Origin of the sequence: Virgibacillus alimentarius (genome assembly GCF_000709085.1) — a bacterium.
In the GTDB taxonomy this organism is placed as follows: Bacteria; Bacillota; Bacilli; order Bacillales; family Amphibacillaceae; genus Virgibacillus_B; species Virgibacillus_B alimentarius.
Window position 1 is genome coordinate 1 of the sequence record NZ_JFBD01000021.1, and the last position, 24,329, is coordinate 24,329.

22 protein-coding genes and 2 other annotated features are annotated in these 24,329 nt (G+C 34.7%); of the genes, 1 reads left to right on the top strand and 21 read right to left on the bottom strand.

Features of this window, described 5'->3' with window-relative positions:
- Window positions 1–40: 40 nt before the first annotated feature.
- The 19 genes from rplT to citZ form a co-directional block, all read right to left on the bottom strand.
- On the bottom strand, window positions 41–397 hold the full coding sequence (gene rplT / locus GZ63_RS0104470) for a 50S ribosomal protein L20 (RefSeq protein ID WP_029267274.1): 357 nt from the start codon (window positions 395–397) through the stop codon (window positions 41–43).
- Window positions 398–464: 67 nt separating this feature from the next.
- Window positions 465–659 (bottom strand): 50S ribosomal protein L35, encoded by a 195-nt coding sequence (gene rpmI / locus GZ63_RS0104475; protein WP_029267276.1) that lies wholly within the window; start codon window positions 657–659, stop codon window positions 465–467.
- Window positions 660–709: 50 nt separating this feature from the next.
- Window positions 710–1,213 carry a translation initiation factor IF-3 gene (gene infC / locus GZ63_RS0104480; RefSeq protein ID WP_029267278.1) on the bottom strand — a complete coding sequence of 168 codons (504 nt, stop codon included), beginning with the start codon at window positions 1,211–1,213 and terminating at the stop codon, window positions 710–712.
- Between the two features lie 131 nt (window positions 1,214–1,344).
- Window positions 1,345–1,470 (bottom strand) — a sequence feature (ribosomal protein L20 leader region).
- Window positions 1,471–1,603: 133 nt separating this feature from the next.
- Window positions 1,604–2,104 (bottom strand): RDD family protein, encoded by a 501-nt coding sequence (locus GZ63_RS0104485; RefSeq protein WP_029267280.1) that lies wholly within the window; start codon window positions 2,102–2,104, stop codon window positions 1,604–1,606.
- 12 nt (window positions 2,105–2,116) lie between these two features.
- The gene (sppA, locus tag GZ63_RS0104490) at window positions 2,117–3,118 is read right to left on the bottom strand and encodes a signal peptide peptidase SppA (protein ID WP_029267283.1); all 1,002 of its coding nucleotides are present in this window, start codon (window positions 3,116–3,118) and stop codon (window positions 2,117–2,119) included.
- Window positions 3,119–3,192: 74 nt separating this feature from the next.
- Window positions 3,193–5,136 (bottom strand): threonine--tRNA ligase, encoded by a 1,944-nt coding sequence (thrS, locus tag GZ63_RS0104495; protein ID WP_029267285.1) that lies wholly within the window; start codon window positions 5,134–5,136, stop codon window positions 3,193–3,195.
- A 68-nt stretch (window positions 5,137–5,204) separates the two neighbouring features.
- Window positions 5,205–5,438 (bottom strand) — a binding site (T-box leader).
- A 57-nt stretch (window positions 5,439–5,495) separates the two neighbouring features.
- On the bottom strand, window positions 5,496–6,347 hold the full coding sequence (gene ytxC / locus GZ63_RS0104505; protein WP_029267287.1) for a putative sporulation protein YtxC: 852 nt from the start codon (window positions 6,345–6,347) through the stop codon (window positions 5,496–5,498).
- Between the two features lie 161 nt (window positions 6,348–6,508).
- Entirely contained in the window at window positions 6,509–7,438 is a 930-nt protein-coding gene (gene dnaI / locus GZ63_RS0104510; protein ID WP_029267289.1) for a primosomal protein DnaI, read from the bottom strand.
- A gap of 5 nt (window positions 7,439–7,443) precedes the next feature.
- Window positions 7,444–8,808 (bottom strand): replication initiation and membrane attachment family protein, encoded by a 1,365-nt coding sequence (locus tag GZ63_RS0104515; protein ID WP_029267291.1) that lies wholly within the window; start codon window positions 8,806–8,808, stop codon window positions 7,444–7,446.
- 62 nt (window positions 8,809–8,870) lie between these two features.
- A complete protein-coding gene (nrdR, locus tag GZ63_RS0104520) occupies window positions 8,871–9,341 on the bottom strand; it encodes a transcriptional regulator NrdR (RefSeq protein ID WP_029267294.1) in 471 nt (156 codons plus the stop codon).
- 180 nt (window positions 9,342–9,521) lie between these two features.
- Window positions 9,522–10,547, bottom strand: coding sequence for a glyceraldehyde-3-phosphate dehydrogenase (locus tag GZ63_RS0104525; protein WP_029267296.1), 1,026 nt, complete (start codon window positions 10,545–10,547; stop codon window positions 9,522–9,524).
- 178 nt (window positions 10,548–10,725) lie between these two features.
- Window positions 10,726–11,325, bottom strand: coding sequence for a dephospho-CoA kinase (gene coaE, locus GZ63_RS0104530; RefSeq protein ID WP_029267297.1), 600 nt, complete (start codon window positions 11,323–11,325; stop codon window positions 10,726–10,728).
- Between the two features lie 13 nt (window positions 11,326–11,338).
- Entirely contained in the window at window positions 11,339–12,166 is an 828-nt protein-coding gene (gene mutM, locus GZ63_RS0104535) for a DNA-formamidopyrimidine glycosylase (RefSeq protein WP_029267299.1), read from the bottom strand.
- Window positions 12,167–12,177: 11 nt separating this feature from the next.
- On the bottom strand, window positions 12,178–14,817 hold the full coding sequence (gene polA / locus GZ63_RS0104540) for a DNA polymerase I (protein ID WP_029267301.1): 2,640 nt from the start codon (window positions 14,815–14,817) through the stop codon (window positions 12,178–12,180).
- A gap of 173 nt (window positions 14,818–14,990) precedes the next feature.
- Entirely contained in the window at window positions 14,991–16,361 is a 1,371-nt protein-coding gene (pnpS, locus tag GZ63_RS0104545) for a two-component system histidine kinase PnpS (RefSeq protein WP_029267303.1), read from the bottom strand.
- Entirely contained in the window at window positions 16,358–17,053 is a 696-nt protein-coding gene (locus GZ63_RS0104550) for a response regulator transcription factor (protein WP_029267305.1), read from the bottom strand. The genes pnpS and GZ63_RS0104550 overlap by 4 nt, the downstream gene beginning before the upstream one ends.
- A 188-nt stretch (window positions 17,054–17,241) precedes the next feature.
- Window positions 17,242–18,180 carry a malate dehydrogenase gene (mdh, locus tag GZ63_RS0104555; RefSeq protein ID WP_029267307.1) on the bottom strand — a complete coding sequence of 313 codons (939 nt, stop codon included), beginning with the start codon at window positions 18,178–18,180 and terminating at the stop codon, window positions 17,242–17,244.
- Window positions 18,181–18,200: 20 nt separating this feature from the next.
- Window positions 18,201–19,472, bottom strand: coding sequence for an NADP-dependent isocitrate dehydrogenase (gene icd / locus GZ63_RS0104560; protein WP_029267309.1), 1,272 nt, complete (start codon window positions 19,470–19,472; stop codon window positions 18,201–18,203).
- Between the two features lie 100 nt (window positions 19,473–19,572).
- Window positions 19,573–20,691 carry a citrate synthase gene (gene citZ, locus GZ63_RS0104565; RefSeq protein WP_029267311.1) on the bottom strand — a complete coding sequence of 373 codons (1,119 nt, stop codon included), beginning with the start codon at window positions 20,689–20,691 and terminating at the stop codon, window positions 19,573–19,575.
- A 289-nt stretch (window positions 20,692–20,980) separates the two neighbouring features.
- Here citZ and ytvI point away from each other — a divergent pair, with 289 nt between their 5' ends.
- Complete coding sequence (gene ytvI, locus GZ63_RS0104570; RefSeq protein WP_029267313.1) at window positions 20,981–22,087, top strand: sporulation integral membrane protein YtvI; 1,107 nt, start codon at window positions 20,981–20,983, stop codon at window positions 22,085–22,087.
- A gap of 4 nt (window positions 22,088–22,091) precedes the next feature.
- Here the strand turns inward: ytvI and GZ63_RS0104575 are convergent, their stop codons facing one another.
- Together GZ63_RS0104575 and pyk are read right to left on the bottom strand one after the other, a co-directional pair.
- Window positions 22,092–22,481, bottom strand: a complete 390-nt coding sequence (locus GZ63_RS0104575; protein WP_029267315.1) for an FxsA family protein — start codon at window positions 22,479–22,481, stop codon at window positions 22,092–22,094.
- Window positions 22,482–22,567: 86 nt separating this feature from the next.
- Window positions 22,568–24,328, bottom strand: a complete 1,761-nt coding sequence (pyk, locus tag GZ63_RS0104580) for a pyruvate kinase (RefSeq protein ID WP_029267317.1) — start codon at window positions 24,326–24,328, stop codon at window positions 22,568–22,570.
- Between the last annotated feature and the right edge of the window lies 1 nt (window position 24,329).

The window sequence follows — 24,329 nt, forward strand, 5'->3', positions numbered from 1 at the left end:
AAAAAAAAGCCAAATCCACCTTTGGGATTTGGCTTTTTTATTATTGTAGTGCTGCTTTTGCTTTATCTGCTAACTGTGCAAATGCATCTTCATCATGAATTGCAAGTTCCGACAACATTTTGCGGTTTACTTCAATGCCAGCTAGTTTCAGTCCATGCATCATTTTGCTATAAGATAGATCATTAGCACGTGCAGCTGCATTAATACGTGTAATCCATAGTTTGCGAAAATCACGCTTTCTTTGTCGACGGTCACGATATGCATACTGACCTGATTTCATTACTTGTTGTTTAGCTGTTTTAAATAAAGTGCGTTTAGATCCATAATAACCTTTTGCTAGTTTAAGCACGCGTTTACGACGTTGACGCGTTACAATTCCACCTTTTACACGTGGCATAGTAATTCCCTCCCGATATGAATCGAATTTATTATTTTCATTTTTTTAGCGTTAGCTGCTATCCTTCTTATTTAGGAAGCATATTCTTAATCCGTCTGTAATCTCCAGCAGAAACTAAAGTTGACTTACGCAATTTACGTTTTTGCTTCTGTGATTTATTTGCAAACAAATGACTTGTATATGCATGCGAACGTTTCAACTTACCAGTTCCTGTTCTTCTAAATCTTTTTTGAGAACCTTTATGAGTTTTCATTTTAGGCATATAAATTTCCTCCTCGTAATGTTTGAACACTCTATCATAAGATGAATGATTTATTTTTCACTGTTAGGAGCTAGCATCATAAACATATTACGACCTTCCATTTTTGCTTTGGATTCAATAGTTGCAATGTCTTTGACTTCATCTGCTAAACGGTCTAATACTTCTTGACCTAACCCCTTATGTGTAATCGCACGACCGCGGAATCGAACGGAAGCTTTAACTTTATCACCTTTTCCAAGGAATTTTCTTGCATTTCTTAATTTGGTATTAAAATCATGATCGCCAATTCCAGGTGTAAAACGAACCTCTTTTACATTGATTACTTTTTGTTTTTTTCGAGCTTCCTTTTCTTTCTTTTGCTGTTCGTAACGATATTTTCCGTAGTTCATTACACGACAAACTGGTGGTTTTGCATTTGGAGCAACCAAAACTAAATCTAAATTTCTCGTCTGAGCGATTTCTAATGCTTCAGAACGTGATTTCACCCCAAGCTGATCACCATTCGAATCAATAAGACGCACTTCTTTAGCACGAATTTTTTCATTGACATTCATTTCTTTGCTAATATCCAGCCACCTCCAAATTTTTTCTCCTACCATTACTTTAAGCTTCATGTTTCTTAAAGTTATCGATCTATTATTGACAAGCGACTATGATGTTAAGCATAGAAGGATACATCATGTTTCCAGACAAAAATGTGTCGGTACAATATGCACCCACACGTCTCCATTTATCTTTAAGAAGTTTGGAACCAGTTGACTGCATTTTACTGCGTCAATCAGGTGAGAAGCGGGTGCTTCTACTTGTCTCAGATCTTTTACTATTCAATTCAACTTCATAAGGATATCATTTCTTATAAGAACTGTCAAATTTTTATTTTATTAATGTGTAATCCCATGTCAATAAACGGAGAATAGATAAACTATCTATTTCTCCGTTCCTTCCTAATTTTTGTGTATTACTCTAGTATTCCCAACAATATCATGTAATCCTTGCTTCTCTGGGGTAAAGGCTACCACAGCATATAACAAAAAGAGTAAGGCCATTGCCCTATAAATAAATCTTCCTATCACTTCGCGAAAAAGTAAATCACTCCACTTTAAGTCTTTATCATCTATTCGAATAACCCGAAGTCCAAATACCATTTTACCAATCGTTTGTCCGTAAACTTTCGTCATTAATAAAAAATAGATATAAAAAACGAATACACTAACGATACCATTTAAAGTCCAAAACCCAATATCGATCCTGCCGTCCCCAACAAACTTTAATGGACTTAGTAATATTCCATTAATGCTAAAAATAACAATTAGGTCAGTTATATAAGCCCAGAAGCGCATCCAAAAACCTGCATAGCGCTTTTTTTCACTTTCAATTTTATCGTCAGTACCCCGATTATATTCAGACTCACTTTCAACATGATTATTTTTTTGGTAATCACTCACAATGGCACCCCCTCACTTGGAATATAAATACATAGCACGTGGTCCATCGGAATTTCTAATTTGATCCATTATTCCGCTTAATCGACCATCTGATTTAAACATACTTTGCGCGGAAGCCCCAATTAGTTGCTTGAAATTATAGCTTGTTTCATATTCAATAACGCTTGCACCTTTTAAATCATGATCCTCTTCCATTAAAGCTACTGTATCTTCTAACGTTCCTAATTCATCAACTAAATTATTTTCTTTCGCTTGTTTACCTGTATATACTCGACCGTCACCAAGCTTTCTAACTTTACTTTCTGGCATGCCACGTCCATCTACTATAACTTGGACAAACTCATCATAGAGTTCGTCAATCATGGTTTGTAATATTTCTTTTTCCTCATCTTTCATCTTCCTTGAAGAGGACATTATATCTTTATATTCACCACTTTTAATTGTGTTAAAATCAATGCCATATTCATCGGCTAATTCAGCAAAATTAATACTTTCCATAATGACGCCTATAGAGCCGGTTAATGTTGCGGGATTAGCCACGATTTTATCAGCCGGGGCAGCAACATAATAACCTCCTGACGCAGCTGTATTCCCCATGGATACATACACAGGCTTTTCTGTCTCTTCCTGAATTTTAGTGACTTTTTCATGTATTTCTGCACTCTCAACGACTCCACCACCCGGGGAATTGATACGCAAAATAATTCCATCTACACTTCTATCCTTACCGGCTTCATCAACCATTTTTAAAAAACGTTTATGATCGTAACCAGGGGAATTGAACATAGAATGAGACCCAGTATCTTGAATAACGCCTTCTAAATTCAAGACAGCAATTTTATTTCTAGTTCCTTGTTTTCCTTTATCAATAACTGTTTCTTTAAAAGCTACCTCATCTTCACTAAATAAATCTTGAAAATCTGTAGTGGCCGCTGTGGTCGATAGTTGAACAACTATGGAGATGACAAATAGTCCAGCTGCTATACCAAGCGCTAACCAACGCTTTCCATCCATTTACCGTTCCACCTTTCTTCATATGTCAATAGACTCATCCAAAATCCTTAAGCATGGAGTGAGTCTTGAAGTTTTTATTTTCGCAATGTTTTACCTTCAATTTCTTGTTTCATCAATTCTTCAAAATCATTGTAAGGCACTGTTTCAGATTTCTTTTCACCATATCTTCTTACATTGACAGCATTATCCTCAATCTCATTGTCTCCGACAACTAATGCGAATGGGATCTTTTGTGTTTGAGCTTCTCTAATTTTATAGCCAATTTTTTCATCCCGCTCATCAACCGCAACCCTTACACCTTGTAATCGGAGTGTATCCGCAACACCCTTTGCATAATCTAAATGGGCTTCTGATGAAACCGGGATAATTTTAGCTTGTACCGGTGCCAGCCATGTAGGAAAAGCTCCTTTATATTCTTCTAGTAAAAAGGCTACAAATCGTTCCATCGTTGAAACAACCCCGCGGTGAATAACAATAGGGCGATGTTCTTTTCCATCTTCACCTATATAAGTGAGATCAAATTTTTCTGCTGCTTGATAATCTAGTTGAACGGTTGATAATGTTTCATCTTTGCCTAAAGCTGTCTTTACTTGTACATCTAATTTTGGACCATAAAAAGCTGCTTCGCCAAATGCTTCAACATAGTCGACCTGCATATCTTCCATTGTTTCCTTCAACATGGCTTGCGCTTTATCCCACATTTCATCATTATCAATATATTTTTCCTTATCTTCTGGATCACGATACGATAAGCGGAAATAATAATCGTTGATACCAAAGTCTTGATATACCCTCTGTATTAGTTTTACAACACGGATAAATTCGTCTTTTAATTGATCCGGACGCGCAAAAATATGTGCATCATTTAATGTCATCCCGCGCACTCGCTGTAATCCCGCTAAGGCTCCTGACATTTCATAACGGTGCATTGTACCAAGTTCTGCTATTCGAACTGGCAAACTACGATAACTATATAATTGATTTTTATAAACCATCATATGATGCGGGCAGTTCATGGGACGTAATATCAATTCTTCATTATCCATTTCCATGATAGGAAACATATCATCATGATAATGATCTAAATGTCCACTCGTTTTATATAAATCAACACTTCCCAGTACAGGTGTATAAACATGGTCATAACCTAATTTTTCTTCTATATCCACAATATATCGTTCAATAATTCGCCGTATAGTAGCTCCTTTTGGCAGCCACATCGGCAAGCCTTGTCCAACCTTTTGGGATATAGTAAAAATCCCCAATTCTTTTCCGAGTTTTCGGTGGTCACGTTCTTTTCGTTCTTCTAAAAGTTTTAAATAGTCATTCACTTGGCTTTTCTTTTCGAAAGCTGTTCCATATATACGTTGTAATTGCTGGTTGTTACTATCTCCTCGCCAGTAAGCCCCAGAGATACTTAATAATTTAAAGGCTTTAATTTTACTTGTCGAAGGAACATGAACGCCTCGGCATAAATCAAAAAATTCACCTTGTTTATAAATGGACACTTGTTCATTTTCAGGAATTGCATCAATTAATTCCAGTTTTAAATTGTCATCAATTTCTTTAAACATTTCTCTTGCTTCCTGACGGGATACTTCGATTCTTTCAATTGCTAAATTTTCGTCAATAATGCGCTGCATTTCTTTTTCAATTTTAGGCAAATCTTCAGGTGTTAAAGAATAATCCATTTCCATGTCATAATAGAACCCTTCTTCGATTACCGGACCTACCCCAAATTTAACATCTTTGTATATGCGCTTAATTGCCTGGGCCATCAAGTGGGCAGCAGAATGACGCATAATTTCGATACCTTCATCATTCTTATATGTAATGATTTCTATTTTTCCATCCTGTGATAGTTGTGTTTTTAAATCAATAAGTTCTCCATCTAACTTTATTGCCAAAGCTTGTTTTTTTAAGCCTGAAGAAATCGATTCTGCAATTTCTTCACCGGTTGTTCCCATTGGAAACTCTTTATTTGCTCCATCTGGGAAAGTGATTGTTATGTTTGACATTTTTACCTTTACACTCCTTTTTGCAATCTTTCTATAATTTAAAAAAGCTCGTCCCTCTGCATTAAATGCAAAGGGACGAGCGTTGATCACGTGGTTCCACCCTATTTTCCATGTTCTTATCTAACTAAGAAATGGCTTCATTATCTTTAACGCAGAATATTCGCTGCTATCTACTGCAAATTTCGATAACAGAGTTCAAAGGTGGTAATTATTTGTATGTATATAGGAAGTTTTCAGCAGGTAGCTCCCCTCTCTTATATATACTTAAAAACAAATAATCTTATCCTTATCAATACTTATGACTATCATGAAATTATAATTTATATTATAGCCTTAGCTGATTTTAAATGCAAGCACCTCTAATAATTTTTTACATGGTGCGGAAAAGGAAAATTGCGAATTGGTTCAAATTCCACTTTTTCTTGAAAAACATTCATAACGGTCGATGTTTTTGGTTCAGAAGGATAATCACCATAAATTTTTATTTTTGCTGGAGCCATAGCTATTAATGGAGATAAATTTAATTCGTCTATATCTAAACCGACAATATATAGTGGTTCTTTTCTGGTAATTTCCCGTAGTTCCAGCGTCGAAAATTTTTTGCCATTAGATTTAAAAAAAGAAAATGAACTGCCTTGGAGAATATAAATCTCCCTATACCCTGGTTCTTTTTTTACTATATATTCACGTAACATATTGATAAATGCTTGATGGTCCTCCTCCCTTTTAAATTCCTCAATGGCCAAGCCAACATAATGGATTAATTCTTTTTTAAAAAATTTCAAACGAAAATTAACGATAGAATCATAATGAACCGTTTCCGTGTTTTTGATATTCTCCATAAATACTGCATGAAGTGTTTGACTAGGATCCTGATTATTTTTGACCCTTAAGCAATCATCATCTTCTCCTGTAAAAATCCAATGGCTTAAATCTAAAATACGTTCTATCTCATCCGTGTTTTTAAAATAATACTTTTCCATGATAATATTTCTCATCATGTCAGACAATCGATGTGTAATCAGCACATCTACCATTGATTTTGCAATTGCAACAATAGATTGGTTATTAACTATTTTATCATTGAATTGTAATCGATTCCCCCAATCTTTATGTACTGTCCAGTACAGCTCGGTATTCTTGTTATAACGAAATAAATGCTCACAAAATGTTATAATTTCTTTATTCGATTCAAAATATACTTCCAACAAATCAACATCACCCTCATCCACAACCAAACTGTTACATTATATGGACGAGGCTCTTAAAAAATGACTGAAAATTAATCATCTTTCTAAGAAAGTATTGACTAGATGCCATAAAAAAGCTGATATAAAAGGATTATTCCCTCTTATACCAGCTATAAAAATTCTTATTTATCACGTCTGTTTTCCCCGTCTAAACTTACTTCTTTACTTACTTGTTTAATTCTTTCAATTACTCTCCCAGCTTTCACTTCTTCTACGCCACCCCGATTTGTATTTGCCAAATGCTGTTCCAACTGTTTTAAATTGTAGTTTGAAGTAAAGAAAACTGGTAATTGCTCCATCATTCGATATTGTAAAATAGAGCCAAGAATTTCATCACGGATCCAAGCTGATTGGGTTTCCGCACCAATATCATCAAACATAAGGACATCCGTATTTTTAAAATAGTCTATTTTTTCGTTTATTGAATTATCTTGAATTGATGTTTTAATCTCTCTAACAAACTCAGGCATATAAATTAACATAGATGAAATATTTAGTTCCTTTAGTTTATTAGCAACCGCTCCAAGGAAATAAGTTTTCCCTACTCCAAATGGACCTGTCAAATACAGTCCTTTTGCTGGTAATTCTGTTTTTGCAAGTTCGAGGAATTGGCTTGTTTCCCGAATAGCTTGACTTCTATCAAGTGTTACATCAATTTTGTCGTATGTTGCCTGCAGAATTTCCTTAGGCATATACAAGCTTTGTATCAGGTTCTGCTGCTTCTTTTGTTTTTCAAATAGAACGTTTTGATGACACTTTTCATAAATAAGCCGAAGCTCCCCATTCTCCACATGTAAAATGGGAGAGTATCCCGGGAGGATATTGATACATCCCTTTAAGGATGAACAATGATTACATTGCTTGGATTGGGATTTATATTCATATAATTTCATTAAATTTTTTTCGATTTCTTTTTGATTTACCTTGTTTAATGTAAGAAATTCCGTAACCTCAGGATCCTTTAAAACTTCCCTTTTGATATTAGTATAATGTTCTTGAAAGGATTTATTTTTCTTCATCCACTTTTTTAATGAAGCTTGTATCGGTTCCATATCAATCATCCTTGCAAATGATTATTTTGTTTATTACTAGAGTGCTTTCGTAGAAGTTCCATAAGTTCTTCTTTCTCTTTCTCCTCATTAACTGCTTGCTGATTTGTTTTTTCATTACGTTTTGATGTTTCTTTTTCTTTCTTTTTTCTTTCCTTAAACCAATCCGGTATAACTTCATTTGATTTAGACTTTGTATTTCTGAACTTATTCGTTTTTGAATACTTTTGATATCTCTCGGTTTCTCTTTTCGCAAAGGCCATCGCTTCCTTAGCACTTTTTAAGTTTGCACGTGACCAATGACTTGCTATTTTTTCTAAATAAGCTTTAGAAAGTTTCATATTGGATTGAAGTAAGACATAATGAATGAGTACGTTCATGACTGGTGCAGGTAATCCTTGCGTAGTCATTACTTCCTGTATAGCTCGCATATCTTGTATAGAAGCATGGTTCCCACTTGAAAGATCCTCTAACAATTGTTTAGGAGATATTGTTTCTAATTCATAAATAAGTTGTTCTTCTTTCGTAGCAGCTTTTAAATTTGTTGGCTGATTCGGGTTACTAACTTTATCTGTTAATTGAATCTTTGTATTATTTTGCTGTGTTTTAAACAAATCTTGACATGCTGCTTTGAATTCTTCGGGATCCAATATATTTTCATCTGTAAGTGCCCATAAAATAGCTTTTTCTATTTCATGTGTTGCTAAATCATACAGAAGCCTCATCTGTGAAATCAATTTTCTATTACTTTTAGTTAATATTTTTTTCACAGGAATCATACGTTGCTTTAACATTTGTTCAATCCAAGTAAAATCAATATTACTTATTCTAGGAGACTGTTCTATTTGATTATCTGCTATCGGCTTTTTACTTTCGAAAGATGGATAAAATGTTTGATATACATCTTCAAACGATACGGTGATGTTTTTCCCATAATCATGCATGTGACAGCGAGCATAGTGCCTTTTAAGATGGCTAAACTTCATCTCTCCAACATGATGGTATAAGAGCTCGGATAGCATTCCATCACTAAAAAATTCTTGTGGGGAAAAAGGGCTTTGTAAAATATACGTATATTTATTTTTATCCGTTTGATACGTTTTTAGCAAACCAATACCTTCTAGCCTAAGTCTTGCTTGGTAAATTGCATCCAATGGAATGTTTAAATAATTCATTAATGTATGATGTGTTTGTGGTTCTTCATTAGATTGAAGCTCTATTTCATGTAATAACGTTTGATATAATATAACAGCCTGCATGCCAATTAAAGGTTGATATAAATGGGTTAGCGATTTGGTATAATCGATTGCAAGATTCCCTTTTAATAAAACATAATACCCATCAACAGGTAAAATTTTCCCTATATAATTCATTTAATATTAATCCTTCCTTTAAGCTCTACTAAAAAGTAAAACCGTTCAAAAAACAATTGGTATTAGGTATTACCGTTATCTGTAGTATTAATTAAATCTTTTAGCTCATCTAAAAACACACTCAGATCTTTAAATTGACGATAAACGGAGGCAAAACGAACATAGGCCACTTCATCAACATCAGACAGACGATTCATGACCATTTCGCCTATATCTTTACTATCTATTTCCGAACAACCAGTATTACGTACTTCTTTTTCTACGTCAAGGGCAATTGCCTCAATTTTTTCCATAGGAACTGGACGTTTTTCACAAGCCTTTATTAAACCACGAACTAATTTTTCTCTGCTGAATTCCTGACGGGCTCCGTCTTTTTTTACTACGATTAATGGTATTTCTTCAATCCGTTCAAATGTTGTAAATCGAAAACCACATCGCTCACATTCCCTTCGTCTCCGAATGGATTGTCCCTCTTCGATTGGTCTCGAATCCAATACTCTAGTACTCTTAAACTGGCAATTTGTACACTTCATACCTGCTATCCCCCCTTTTATAAGGAAAATTACTATGTATATATTTTTTCAAACAAGGACTATTTTATTTAAAGATATATCTTTTATTTTAACATGTTTTATTTAAATCCACTAATAAGAAAATGATTGCAAATCTTGAATAAACCCAAGAAAAGCAATCATTTTCTAAACTTATACTTTTTAAATATTCACTTTTTCACGTAGGTAACTTCCTACATATTTCGTTAAATCAACTACGCGCTTTGAATAACCCCACTCATTATCATACCATGCTAACACTTTTAATTTATTATCTCCCATTACAAGTGTAGATAAACCATCTATGATTGCAGAATAATCCGTAGTTGTGTAATCAATGGATACGAGCGGTTCATCACTATATTTGATAATTCCATGTAATTCATTATTGGATGCTTGCTTCAATGCGTCATTAACCATATCCGTTGTTACATCCTTTTCAACATCAATAACCAAATCCACTAATGAAACATTAGGCGTTGGGACACGTAAGGCCATCCCATGCAATTTCCCATTTAAATGAGGTAAAACTTCACCTAGTGCCTTTGCAGCCCCTGTAGATGTTGGAATAATTGATTGTGTACATCCTCTTGCACGACGTAAGTCTTTATGTGGATTGTCTAAATTCTTTTGGTCATTTGTAAATGCATGAACAGTTGTCATTAAACCATTGACAATATTAAAGTTATCATCTAATACCTTTACCACTGGGGCTAAACAATTCGTAGTACAAGATGCATTTGATACAATATCATCTTCTTCAGGCTGATAAGTTTCCTGGTTAACCCCCATTACAATTGTTTTGTCAACTTGTTTTCCAGGTGCTGTAATGACTACCTTTTTTGCACCTGCTTGTAAATGTAGGCCAGCATCTTTCTTTGTATTAAATTTTCCAGTTGCTTCAACTACAACATCTATATTATGCTCTTTCCACGGAAGCTTTTGAGGTTCTCTTTCCTGCACAAGTGTAATTGTCTTTCCGTTTACTTCCAATGCTTGATCGAGCGCTTTCACTTCTCCATCAAAAATACCATGAACACTATCATATTTTATTAGGTGTGCAAGTGTTTCTGGAGGATAGCTGGCGTTCACAGCAACTACATCTAATTGATCATCTATAATAGCTTGACGAAATACCATTCGGCCAATCCGACCAAATCCATTAATTGCAATTCGGGTTTTACTCATTTATTGTCCTCCTATATATGTTACACAGTTTTGTTATTTGTCATAATTAGTATAACACATTTACATAAAAATGTGATTGATTTTATGTAATTTAAATATTTTGTTTATTTTGTTGTACTAAAAAGCTTAGATACAAATATCTAAGCTTTTTTTCGTTGTTGTGTTATTGTGGTTCTTTTTATATTACACCCCATGTACGTAAAAGTTTTTCTAACTGTTCATAGGAATGATGTTTTGTTCCATTATTATCAATAATTGCGTCAGCAAGCTTTGCCTTCTCTTTATTGGGAATCTGGGCTTGAATCCGTTGCTTTGCTTCTTGTTTTGAAAATCCTTCACGCTCCATTAGACGCTCTAGTTGTACGTTTTCATCTACATAAACCACTAATGTTTTATCAACATAATTCGTTAATTTATTTTCAAAAAGTAAAGGTATATCAAGTACGACACATTTTTCATCTGATTTAATATAAGCATCACGGTGTTTTAGCATTTTTTCTCGTATAGCAGGATGCACTATTTCGTTTAATTGCAGCCTTTTTTGCTCATCCGCAAAGACAATAGCGCCCAACTTCTTCCGGTCTAAAGTTTTATCCTCACGAAGTATACCCGGACCAAACTTATGAATAATTGCTTCATATGCCTTTTCTCCAGGGTCTACTACTTCCCGAGCAAGCTTATCGGCATCAATTACTGGTATATCAAAATCGTCAAACATTAAAGATACTGTGCTTTTACCACTGGCTATACTTCCAGATAGTCCTATAATTAGTCCCATGGTTTTCTCCTTTTTATTGTTTCTGGCAAGCGATACATACGTGCGTTCCACGACCTCCAACTTTCATCTTAACAATTGGTCTGCCACAATTTTTACATGGCTCGTTTTCCTGGCCATAAACAAATAATTTTTGTTGAAACATTCCCATTTCACCTTGTCCATTAACATAGGACTTTATCGTTGTTCCGCCTTGTTCAACAGCTTCCTTTAATGTCAAAATTGCTTGATCTTGAATTCCTTTGATTTCCTTTTTAGATAATCTACTAGCTTTTTTTAAGGGATGAACACCCGCTTTAAACAATGTTTCATCAACGTATATATTCCCTAAACCAGTTACAATTGATTGGTCAAGTAAAACTGTTTTTATAAAACGGTCTGTTTTATTCAATTTTTCATAGAAATAGGTTAATGTAAAATCTTTGTCAAAAGGGTCTGGACCAAGTTGATTTAATGGTTTATTTAATAATTCTTCTCCTTTGTTGACAACATGCATCGTTCCAAACTTGCGAACATCATTATAACGCAGTTCTTCATTATTATTTAATGAAAAAATAACATGTGTATGTTTCTTTATAGGTGTTGAAGCATCATCAATACTATATTTTCCTTCCATTCTTAAGTGAGAGATCAACATATAATCATCTAGGTGAAATAGTAGGAATTTCCCTTTACGGGTTATATTTTGAAATGTTTGTCCAGTTAACATGAATTTAAATTTTTCTATATCATCTGGCAGTTTGATTATATTAGACCAATAAACGGATACATTCTCTATTGTTTTATTTAATAGAAATCTTTTTAATGTGTTTTTAATTGTTTCGACTTCTGGCAATTCTGGCATATTATTTCTCCTTACTTTGCATCAAACCAGCTATATCCATACTCATAATCCGCTTTTAATGGTACATCCAGGTTGACTGTATTTTCCATAACCATTGGTACAATTTCTTTCAATTGAGTAAGTTCTGATTTTGGTGCTTCGATGATTAATTCATCATGTACTTGTAATAACATACGTGCATTTAATTGTTCATCGATTAGCTTCTCATGCAAATCGATCATTGCTTTTTTAATAATATCCGCTGCACTACCCTGAATTGGTGTATTCATCGCGGTTCTTTCAGCAAAACTGCGCCGGTTAAAATTTCTGCTAGAAATATCAGGAAGGTAACGTCTTCGATTCATTAAAGTATTAACATAACCTTTATGTTTTGCCTCCTGAACAATTTCTTCCATATATGTTTTAACTCCTGGATAGCTATCAAAATAGCGATCAATGAATTGTTTTGCCTCCTTGCGTGAAATTCCCAAATTTTGTGAGAGTCCATAATCACTAATGCCATATACGATACCAAAATTAACCGCTTTCGCTTGCCTACGCATATTACTTGTAACATCTGCTTTATCTACATGAAATACATCCATTGCAGTTTGTGTGTGTATATCAATATTATCTTTAAATGCTGCTATTAACTTTTTATCCTTTGCTATATGTGCTAATACTCGTAGTTCAATTTGAGAATAATCAGCAGCAAATATGATCCACCCCTTCTTGGAGGGGATAAAAGCTTGTCGAATTTTCCTTCCTTCTTCTAAACGAATTGGGATATTTTGTAAGTTCGGTTCAATTGAACTCAATCTTCCCGTTTGAGTTAAAGCTTGATTAAAACGTGTATGAATTTTATTCGTATTTTTATTTACCACTTTTAGCAAGCCCTCAATATAGGTAGATTGGAGTTTACCTAGCTGGCGATACAAAAGAATTTTTGGAATGATTTCATGTTCATTCTCTAGTTTTTCCAAAACGTCTGCAGCAGTTGAATAACCAGTTTTTGTTTTTTTAATAACTGGTAAGTTAAGCTTTTCAAAAAGAATTGGCCCCAATTGTTTCGGCGAGTTTAAATTAAACACTTCACCAGCTAATTCATAGACCTCTTTCTCAATCTCTTCTAGTCTAAAACTTAATTCGCTCCCCATTTCTTGCAAGCGTGCAACATCCACTTTAATGCCATAATGCTCCATTTTCCCTAAAATTAAAGCGAGAGGCATTTCTAACTCTTTAAATAACATGTATTGTTTATTAGCTTTTAATTGTTTATTCATCTCATCAATTAATGAATATAAAATAGCAGTTTTCCGCACAATGTGCTCAGCTAATACACTTTGTTCCGGAACTTTCATTTTAGCTCCTTTCCCATATACTTCTTCATCAAATAAGACTTCTTTCTTTCCATAGCGTTGTCCAACTGCCGGAATATCATGGTGATTCTCAGAAGGATTAAGTAAATAGGAGGCAAGCAGCATATCAAAGGAAATTCCTCTTAAATGAATATCTTTATTTAATAAAGCAACAACAGTCTTCTTCGCATCAAAAACATATTTAGTCATACTTTTATCTTCTGCCCACTGCTTAAATATGTTCGATTTTAAGGCAACATCCGTTGGAATGAATATAGATATTTTTTCATTCACAATACCAATGCCTTCGATCGGAGCATGATGGTAATTATCCGTGAGCATTTCGACATATAATGCTTCCTCGCCAGAAAATAAATCTTTTGTTATATGGTCAACGATCGTAAAATCAATTGTTTTGAATTCATGGTGGTCTTCCTCATTGTCAGATTGTTGATGGTCTAGCCTGCTTAGCAACGATTGAAAACCTAAATCTTTAAAGATAGAGGTTACTTTGTTTTTTGCAAAACCCTTATAAGGCAAATCTTCTAAAGTGACCTCTACAGGAGAATCGCACTTAATGGTAACAAGTTCCTTGCTCATTTTTGCATTATCTTTGTAAGTGATAAGATTTTCTTTTAATTTTTTCCCGCTAATATTATTTACGTTCACATATATTTCCTCTAAAGTTTTATATTGTTTTAAGAGTTTAATTGCAGTCTTCTGACCAATCCCTGGAACACCAGGTATATTATCTGAGTTATCTCCCATTAATGCTTTCATATCAATAATTTGATGCGGAGAAATATTCATAGTTTCTTCCATATGAGTAGGTGTGAATTGTTCTACTTCACTAATCCCCTTCTTTGTCAAGTTAACGGTAACCGAATCAGAAACAAGCTGCAGTAAGTCCTTATCACCAGAGATAATAGTGACATCCCAGTTGCGCTCTTGACCCTGAGTTGCAAGTGTTCCAATAATATCATCGGCCTCATAATTTTCAATTTGATAATGCGGTATAGAAAATGCATTTAATACTTCTTTCAACACAGGGAACTGCTCTGATAATTCTGGTGGAGTTTTTTGCCGACCACCTTTATACTCTTTATACTGCTCGTGTCGAAATGTTGTTTTACCTGCGTCGAACGCAACCAGCATGTGTGTTGGTTTTTCTTCTTCCAAAATCCGCATCAGCATGGTTGTAAAGCCATATACCGCATTCGTATAAATCCCCTTATCATTATTTAATAATGGCAGCGCAAAAAAGGCACGATAAATAATACTGTTTCCGTCAATTAAAACAAGTTTATTCGTCATCCAGCTTCCTCCTAAACTAAAGAACGTTATCAAATTATGTATTTAAAATAATTTTTCTATCTCTTAAATGATACATATATTTTACACTATTCTTGGCAAAGATAAAAATATTGAATCGTTTCAACGGAACATTCACCTTAGCCAAAGCAAAACATCCTTTCGATGAAAGGATGTTAAACTTGTTTTGGAAAATAAACCGAGAAAAGAGAGCCTTTATTTAATTCGCTTTTTACTGTGATTTTTCCGCCATGAACTTCCATGATATGTTTCACAATTGCTAATCCTAAACCTGTTCCTCCAGTATTACGGCTACGCGCCTTATCAACTCGGTAAAAACGTTCAAATATACGTGGGAGTACGTCTAGACTCATCCCGATTCCAGTATCTCTTACTTGTATTTGTAAAAAGTCCTTTGTCTCTTCAATCGTCAAAGTGATTTCTCCTTTAGCTGGTGTATAACTAATGGCATTATTTAATAAGTTTAAAATAACTTGTTTCACTTTGTCTTTATCTGCTTGAATGAAAAGGTTTTCCTCTACATTCGCATGAAATTCAATCTGATGTTGTTCTGCCTGATGTCTGATCATTGGAACAATTTCTTTCACCAAAGACGACAAGTCCACTTCAGTTATTACTAACTGAAGTCCATCTCTTTCCAGGCTGGAAAGTGTTAGTAAGTCTTCAACAAGTAATTGCAATCGATTACTTTCCTGATAAATTATTTCCAAAAACTGTTCATTTGAATGTTCTTCATTCATGGCACCGTCCATTAATGTTTCTGTAAATCCTTTAATGGAAGTTATTGGTGTTTTCAGCTCATGGGAAACATTTGCTACAAAGTCTTTTCGCATTAGCTCAAGATTCTTCAGTTCGGTAATATCATAGATAACAAGCACTGCTCCCCTCAACATGTTTTTCTCATTAAAAATTGGGGCGCCAACGATTTCCAAATAGCTTTTCTCTGAATCTTTATAATGGGTAATCGATCCTTTAACATTTTTTTCATACAGGAAAGTTTCCTGAACAACTTGGTGAATTTTTTCACTGTCCAAAACGTCGTATAATATATATCCTACATAATCCTTTGTGGTTTTTCCAAACATCGATATAAACTTACGGTTTACAAGGTGTATGAACCCTTTTTCATCTATAAGGACAAGACCGCTTTCCGTATTATCGATTACTGTTGACAGTTGTTCAGCTTGAAGTTGTTCATGTATTGAAAGTTCACTTAAACTGCGAGCTAAAGAATTTATTTTATTACTTAAAATCCCAATACTCCCATTAACTGGATGGTGTATCCTAGCTCGGTAATTACCCTGCACCAACTGGTCAACTGTCTTCGTTGCTTTTTTGATAGGTTTGATATATTTATCAAAAACGTGGAGTAAAATGAGAAGCAAGATTATGTACTCAATAAGTAATACCGAAATCAGAACGAACAGGTTATCCACCGTCTGACTCAATATAGCTCCTGTAATAGCTTCGATTATCAATATTCCTAGTGCATATAAAATTAATGATTTAGAAAATAATGCTTTCATGCGGTTGGGTCCTCCATTTTGTAACCAAGTCCTCGAATTGTTTTAATATAAACTGGTTTTTTAGTATTCGGCTCAATTTTATCACGCAGACGACTAATATGAACATCTACAATGCGCGTATCACCTGCAAAATCATAATTCCATACTTCACTTAATAACTGATCCCTTGATAAGACATTACCCAAGTGATTTGCAAGATGTAATAATAGTTCAAATTCTTTTCGTGTAAATAAAATCGTTTTATCAGCTAGTTTTACCTCATAACTGTTTGGATCAATCATTAAGTTACCAATATGAATAGTAGAGTGAACGTTAATTGCGGATTTATTTGTTCTCCGTAAAATTGCTTTTATTCGTGCAACTACTTCCTTTGGACTAAAAGGTTTCGTTAAATAATCATCTGCACCTAATTCTAAGCCTAATATTTTATTAAATTCTTCATTCCTCGCTGTTAACATAATAATGGGCGTATCAATTTGCTTTTTTCTTAACTGTCTACATACTTCAAGCCCATCAATTTCTGGTAACATTAAATCCAGTAATATAATATCATACACATTTTTCTCAACTTTTTTCATAGCTTCTGCTCCATCATAAGCAACATCCGTTTCAAAGCCCGCCTTTTTTAAATTGAAGCTTAATAATGTAACAATCGACACTTCATCATCAACAATTAATGCTTTTTGCTTCAATGACCTCTTCCTTTCCCTGAGTAACTATCCTTATCTTACATTGAATGATGATTCTTGTGAACAAGAAAAGATTATTGTAAATAAGAATTTACAAAGAAGCTAGCATATTTCTTGCCTTTTTTGGGAAAAATACATATAAAAAAGCTCTTTTCTACACTTCCTTCGATGTAAAAAAGAGCTATTTAACTTTAATCTAATATACTTAATACCTGTTTAACAGAATCTGCTGATTTATCTAATGCTTTCTTTTCTTCCTCAGTTAAGTCTAATTCAATAATTTCTTCGATTCCGTTTCCGCCAAGAACAACAGGAACGCCTAAATAGATGTCAGAATATCCATATTCCCCTTCTAAATATGCGATTGCAGGGAGAACACGGCGTTGATCTTTTAGGATTGCTTCAGCCATAATTGTTAATGATGCAGCAGGAGCATAGTAGGCACTGCCATTTCCTAATAAACCGACAATTTCTCCTCCGCCTTTCCTTGTTCGTTCAACAATTTCATCCAAACGGTCTTTCGAAATTAATTTTTCTAAAGGAATTCCACCAGCATAAGAATAACGGATTAATGGCACCATGTCATCGCCATGGCCTCCTAGAACAAATCCCGTTATATCTTTTACGGATAGGTTTAATTCTTGAGCAATAAACGTTCGGAATCTCGCTGTATCTAAGACTCCAGATTGGCCAATTACACGCTCTTTTGGAAATCCAGACTCCTTAAATGCGGTATATGTCATCGCATCAACCGGATTTGAAAGGACTACGATAAAAGCGTCAGGTGCATATGTAGCAATATCTTTGGCAACAGTTTTCATGATTTTTGCGTTAGTATTTACCAGGTCATCACGGCTCATACCAGGCTTACGTGCTATACCAGCTGTAATGATCACTAAATCAGAGCCTTTTGTTTCCTCGTAATTTGAAGTACCTGTAATATTTACATCGAACCCTTGTACTGGGCTTGCTTCCAACATGTCTAAAGCTTTACCTTTTGTAGGTGCTTCCATATTTGGAATATCAACTAAAACGACATCGCCAAGTTCTTTTTGTGCTAACATTAATGCAGTAGTTGTTCCAGTGAATCCTGAGCCTATTACCGATATTTTGTTACGTTTCATAGCCACGCCCTTCACCTTCCTAACGATTAATTCATGTTTTTGATTAACTCGTCACCGAATGCTGAGCATTTTACTTCTGTAGCACCATCCATTAAACGTGCAAAGTCGTAAGTAACAACTTTAGAAGCAATTGTTTTATCCATCGCTTTTGTTACGAGATCAGCTGCTTCTCTCCACCCAAGGTGTTCCAACATTAATACACCAGAAAGAATGACAGAAGATGGATTAACTTTGTCTAAACCAGCATATTTTGGAGCTGTTCCGTGTGTAGCTTCGAAAATTGCATGTCCAGTATCATAGTTAATATTAGCTCCCGGAGCAATCCCGATTCCGCCAACTTGAGCTGCTAGTGCGTCAGATATATAGTCACCATTTAAGTTCATTGTTGCAACAACATCGAACTCTTTTGGTCTTGTTAAAATTTGCTGTAGGAAAATGTCCGCAATTGCGTCTTTAACGATAATTTTTCCAGACTTTACTGCTTCGTCTTGTGCTTTATTAGCAGCATCTTTACCATCTTTTTCAACAATACGGTCATACTCAGCCCATGTGAATACTTTATCACCATATTCCTGTTCAGCTACTTCATAGCCCCATGCTTTGAATGCACCTTCCGTGAATTTCATAATATTTCCTTTGTGCACTAAAGTAACATTTCTGCGTCCTTCATTTAATGCGTATTCGATACTTGCACGAACTAAACGCTTTGTACCTTCTTCAGATACTGGCTTAACACCGATACCAGATGTTTCAGGAAAGCGAATATTTTTTACTCCCATTTCATTTTGCATAAAATCAATCACTTTTTTTACATCCGCTGTGCCTTTTTGCCATTCAATACCAGCGTAAATATCTTCTGTATTTTCTCTGAATATTACCATGTCAACGTCTTCTGGACGTTTAACTGGTGATGGAACACCGTCGAAGTAACGAACTGGACGTAAACATGTGAATAGATCCAATTCCTGACGCAAGGCAACGTTCAACGAACGAAAGCCTCCACCGATTGGCGTAGTTAATGGTCCTTTAATAGCAATTTTATACTCACGAATTTTTTCAAGTGTTTCATCTGGTAACCATTCACCTGTTTTATCAAATGCCTTTTGACCAGCATATACTTCTTTCCAGTCAATAGACTTTTCACCGTTATAAGCTTTATCAACTGCTGCTTCAAGCACTCTTTTTGCAGCTGCCCAAATGTCAGGGCCTGTCCCATCTCCTTCAATAAAAGGGATTATAGGACGATTTGGTACGTTCATCTCCCCATTATTTACTGTAATTTTTTCACCTTGAGTCATTAAAAAACCCTCCTGTTATGTTCATACCTATATTATTTTACCACAATAAATAAAAAGTGGTTAATAACAACAAATATTATGATGGATGAATGAAATCAAATTAATTTCTATCCTCAATTGCAACATATTTTTGGGTCTCTGGCCCGATATAATCAGCACGAGGTCTAATAAGACGATTATTATCATATTGTTCTAAAATATGTGCCAGCCAACCTGAAGCACGACTCATTGCAAACAGAGGAGTAAATAAATCATGATCAATACCTAAACTATGGTAGACAGAAGCAGAATAAAAGTCCACATTAGCAGGAAGACCTTTTTCTCCTTTTATATAATCTTCAATTTTCACTGACATCGTGTACCATTTATCTTGACCAGTAATTTTTGTTAATTCTTTTGACATACGCTTTAAATGTTTTGCTCGAGGGTCTCCACTTTTGTATACGCGGTGTCCCATACCCATAATTTTTTCCTTATTTTTTAACTTCTCTTCAATATATGGGATTGCATTTTCCACACTATCAATTTCCGTCAGCATTTTCATGACTTGCTCATTGGCTCCACCATGCAATGGTCCTTTTAGTGCACCAATTGCTGCAGTAATACCAGAATAAATGTCAGATAAAGTTGCAACACAAACACGCGCTGTAAATGTTGAGGCATTTAATTCATGATCTGCATGAAGCACTAATGCTTTATTAATGGCTTCAACTTCTATATCCTTGGCCTCTTTGCCATTTAACATATATAAGAAGTTTTCCGCAAAGCTTAAATCTTTTTTTGGTTCTACCGGATCTAGACCCTTACGAATTCTAGCAAATGCAGTTACTATCGTAGCTATTTTTGCTTGGATACGAAGTGCTTTTTGTTTATTAGCAGCCTCTTCCATTACATCTGCTTCATCATCATATAGCCCAAGTAAAGATACAGCAGTCCTTAGTGCAGCCATTGGATGAACAGTTGATAAATCATAGGATCGTAAATGATCAATTACTGGTTCAGGCAACTTCATATTATCTGCCAATTCAGCTTTAAACGCATCCAATTCTGATTTTGTTGGCAATTTCAAATTCCATAATAAATAGATAACTTCTTCAAAACTAGAATTTTCTGCCAAATCATCAATTGTATAACCAACATATGTTAGTTGATCATTTATAATTGAACTAATTGACGATTGAGTTGCTACAACCCCTTCAAGACCTTTAGCTGTTGTCATAACAAACCCTCTCCTTTTTGATAAAACAATTAATGATAAAACTTTCACAAAAATTATTGCTTACTATTGATCTGCCCCATGCACAATTATAGTGTATTATGTAACTAATGTGAATTAAAATCATTTATTTTAAATAAGACTTTATTTTAAGAAAGTTATAATAAATTACACATAAATAAAACATAATTGCAGTTCATCTCATTAGAAAATTACCTTCTTTTTTTTGCTAAGGCAGCATATGTAATATTACAAAGGCTTTTAAATTGCATAAGCAAATGAGGTTATTGATATGGACAAGCAATTGATACACAGAATGCTAAGGCTCCTCTTAGTTATTAGTGTGGTTTTAAGTATATATTTTATGATAAAATATACATTCTTTTTACTTTTGCCTTTTTTAATTGCTATACTTTTTTCTGCTGCTCTTAATCCAATTGTAACGATGATGGAAATCAAAATGAAACTTCCCCGTAGTTTGGCAACTGGCCTTACCATCATTATTACTTTTGCAATCACCTCTGGAATAGGCATCTTACTTTTCAGTGAAATCATTCAGGGTACAACCTATTTAGCTGAGCACTTACCAGCCCATTTACAAACTTTTGTAAGCTTTTTTGAAAGATTTTTAAAAGATAACATATTACCTTTATACCATAAGTTTACATCTTTTTTTCATTCTTTAAGTTCGTCACAGCAAATAACTTTAAATGAAAATATTCAACAATTTATAAACCAAATATCATCTTCTGGAGCTCTTATCTTAAAAAATTTACTGTTAAAAATACCTGTTTTTTTGTCTATGCTTCCTAATTCTATTACAATTTTTATTTTTATTATATTATCAACTTTCCTTATAACAAATGATTGGTATACATTAAAGTACTCCATCGAAAAGGTAATACCTAATGCAATGAGTGAGTCGGGAAAAAATATGGTTATTCACCTAAAAAAAGCTCTGTTTGGATTTATCAAGGCACAATTTCTGCTCGTTTCTATTACATGTGGCAGTATATATATAGGATTTTTAATGATACAAGTAGATCACGCTCTTACAATCGCATTAATAGCTGCGGTGGTTGATTTATTACCTTATATTGGGACAGGAATCATTTTTATTCCTTGGATTATTTTTTTATTTTTTAGTGAGAATTATTCATTAACGATAAACTTAACTTTCCTCTATATGTTTGTAACAATATTGCGCCAAATCATTGAGCCGAAATTACTTTCAATGAATGTAGGATTACACCCGCTTGCAACGCTTATTTCGCTTTTTATCTGCATCCAGCTATGGGGCTTTATTGGATTAATATTAGCCCCGCTATTACTTGTTGTATTACATGTGATTTATCAAACGGGAATTGCAAAGCAAGTGTGGCAATTTATCAAAGGTTAGTAAATTACCATCTACGATAAATAATTGTATTCTTATTTATTATCCGATTAATAAATTTCCGTAAATTATTTTTAAAAGGGATTCGACTCCAAGGCAAAACCAAAAGAAACCCTACTATATCCGTAATAAAGCCGGGTGTAAATAAAAATACACCGCCAATGAAAATACATATGCCATCCATGATTTGTTCAGTAGGGGCATGCCCGTGACTCATAGTTATTCTTGCCCTTCTCCATGTTTCGGTCCCCTGCTGCTTGGCAATTGCCACGCCAACAACTCCCGTTAGTAAGATCAATCCAACAACCCACCATGGCCCGATAATACCTCCAGCCCATATGAACACACCAATTTCTAATGCTGGTAAAATTAGTAGTATAAGTAGTAACCACCGCATACTACTTCACCCTTTCACTGTCTTTAGTTAGAAGAATTATTGTTTATTATTCCCCTAAACGAGACATTTTTTGATCTACGTTTTAATTATAGTACACTTGCATGTCCCTGATAAATATCTCCCTTTGCACCATCGATCGTGATATCATTTCCATCCTCAATTAAATCAAAGAGATTTTCTACCCCTACAATGACCGGAATACCTAGGCTTAACCCAACAACAGCCGCGTGTGAAGTTAATCCGCCTTCCTCTGTAATAATTCCACTAGCTTTTTCGATAGCAGGCATCATATCTCTATCCGTTCCATAAGTTACGAGAATATCCTCATCATCTACTTTTGCAAGAGCTTCTTCAGCATTCTTTGCAATTACAACTTTTCCATATGCACTGCGTCTTCCAATTCCCTGACCTCTTGCAATAATATCACCGATCACATGAACTTTCATTAAATTCGTTGTACCACTTTCTCCTACTGGAACACCAGCCGTAATAATTACTTTACTTCCACGTTCAAAAAGGTTCGTACTTAAACCGCGATCAATTGCAATGTCTAACATTTCATCCGTAGAGTAGACCTGTTTCCCTTGAACCGGATGTATACCCCATACTAACGATAATTGACGATTAACAACATCAGAAAATGTGATTGCAACAATTGGAGCCTTCGGTCGATATTTCGAGATCATTCGTGCAGTGTGACCACTCTCTGTCGGGGTAATAATCGCACTAACCGATAAATTTGTCGCAGTATGTGTAACCGACTGGCTTATAGCATCTGTCATTGTCATATCTACCGACTTAGAACGAGCTCTAAGAACACCTTTATGATCTATGGCTGTTTCTGCTTTAAGGGCAATATTGCTCATGATTTGGACCGATTCTACTGGATAGTGCCCTGCTGCAGTCTCACCTGAAAGCATAATTGCATCTGTACCATCAAAAATAGCATTTGCTACATCTGAGGCTTCCGCTCTTGTTGGACGGGGATTTCTTTGCATGGAATCTAGCATTTGCGTTGCTGTGATCACTGGCTTTCCAACATTATTGCATTTTTTGATTAATTCTTTTTGTACAAGCGGTACTTCTTCTGCAGGTATTTCCACACCTAAATCACCACGAGCAACCATTACTCCATTACTAGCTTCTAAAATTCCATCAATATTATCGACACCTTCCTGATTTTCTATTTTAGGAATAAGTTGGATATGCGTTGCATTATGTTCTTCAAGCAATTCTTTTATTTCTAAAATATCCGAAGGACGCCTTATAAAAGATGCAGCAATAAAATCGACACCTTGTTGGATTCCAAATTCAATATCTTTTGCATCTTTTTCTGTTATACCAGGTAAATTGACCTGTACGTTTGGGATATTCACCCCTTTTTTACTTTTAATAATACCTGAATTAAGTACTTTTGTTTTTATTTCTTGATTTTCTTTATCGATATCTAAAACCTCTAAAGCAATAAGTCCGTCATCCAGTAAGATGTTTGCCCCTTTAAACACATCGTTAATTAATCCACCGTATGTCACTGTAAATCGTTCTTCGGTACCCTGCATTTCCTTCATTGTTACATAGACGATATTTCCTTCAGTTAGTTGTGTTTCTTCATCTATAAAATCACCTGTTCTGATTTCTGGTCCTTTTGTATCTAACAAAATCGCAACGGTTTTACCCGCTTTTCTTGCGGCCTCTTTAATATTTTTAATTCTCTGTTCATGTTCTATAAAATCACCATGGGAAAAGTTTAAGCGTGCTACGTTCATTCCTGATTCAATTAATTGCGTTAATGTTTCGATAGACTCAGAGGCAGGTCCAATCGTACAAACAATCTTTGTTTTTCTCATG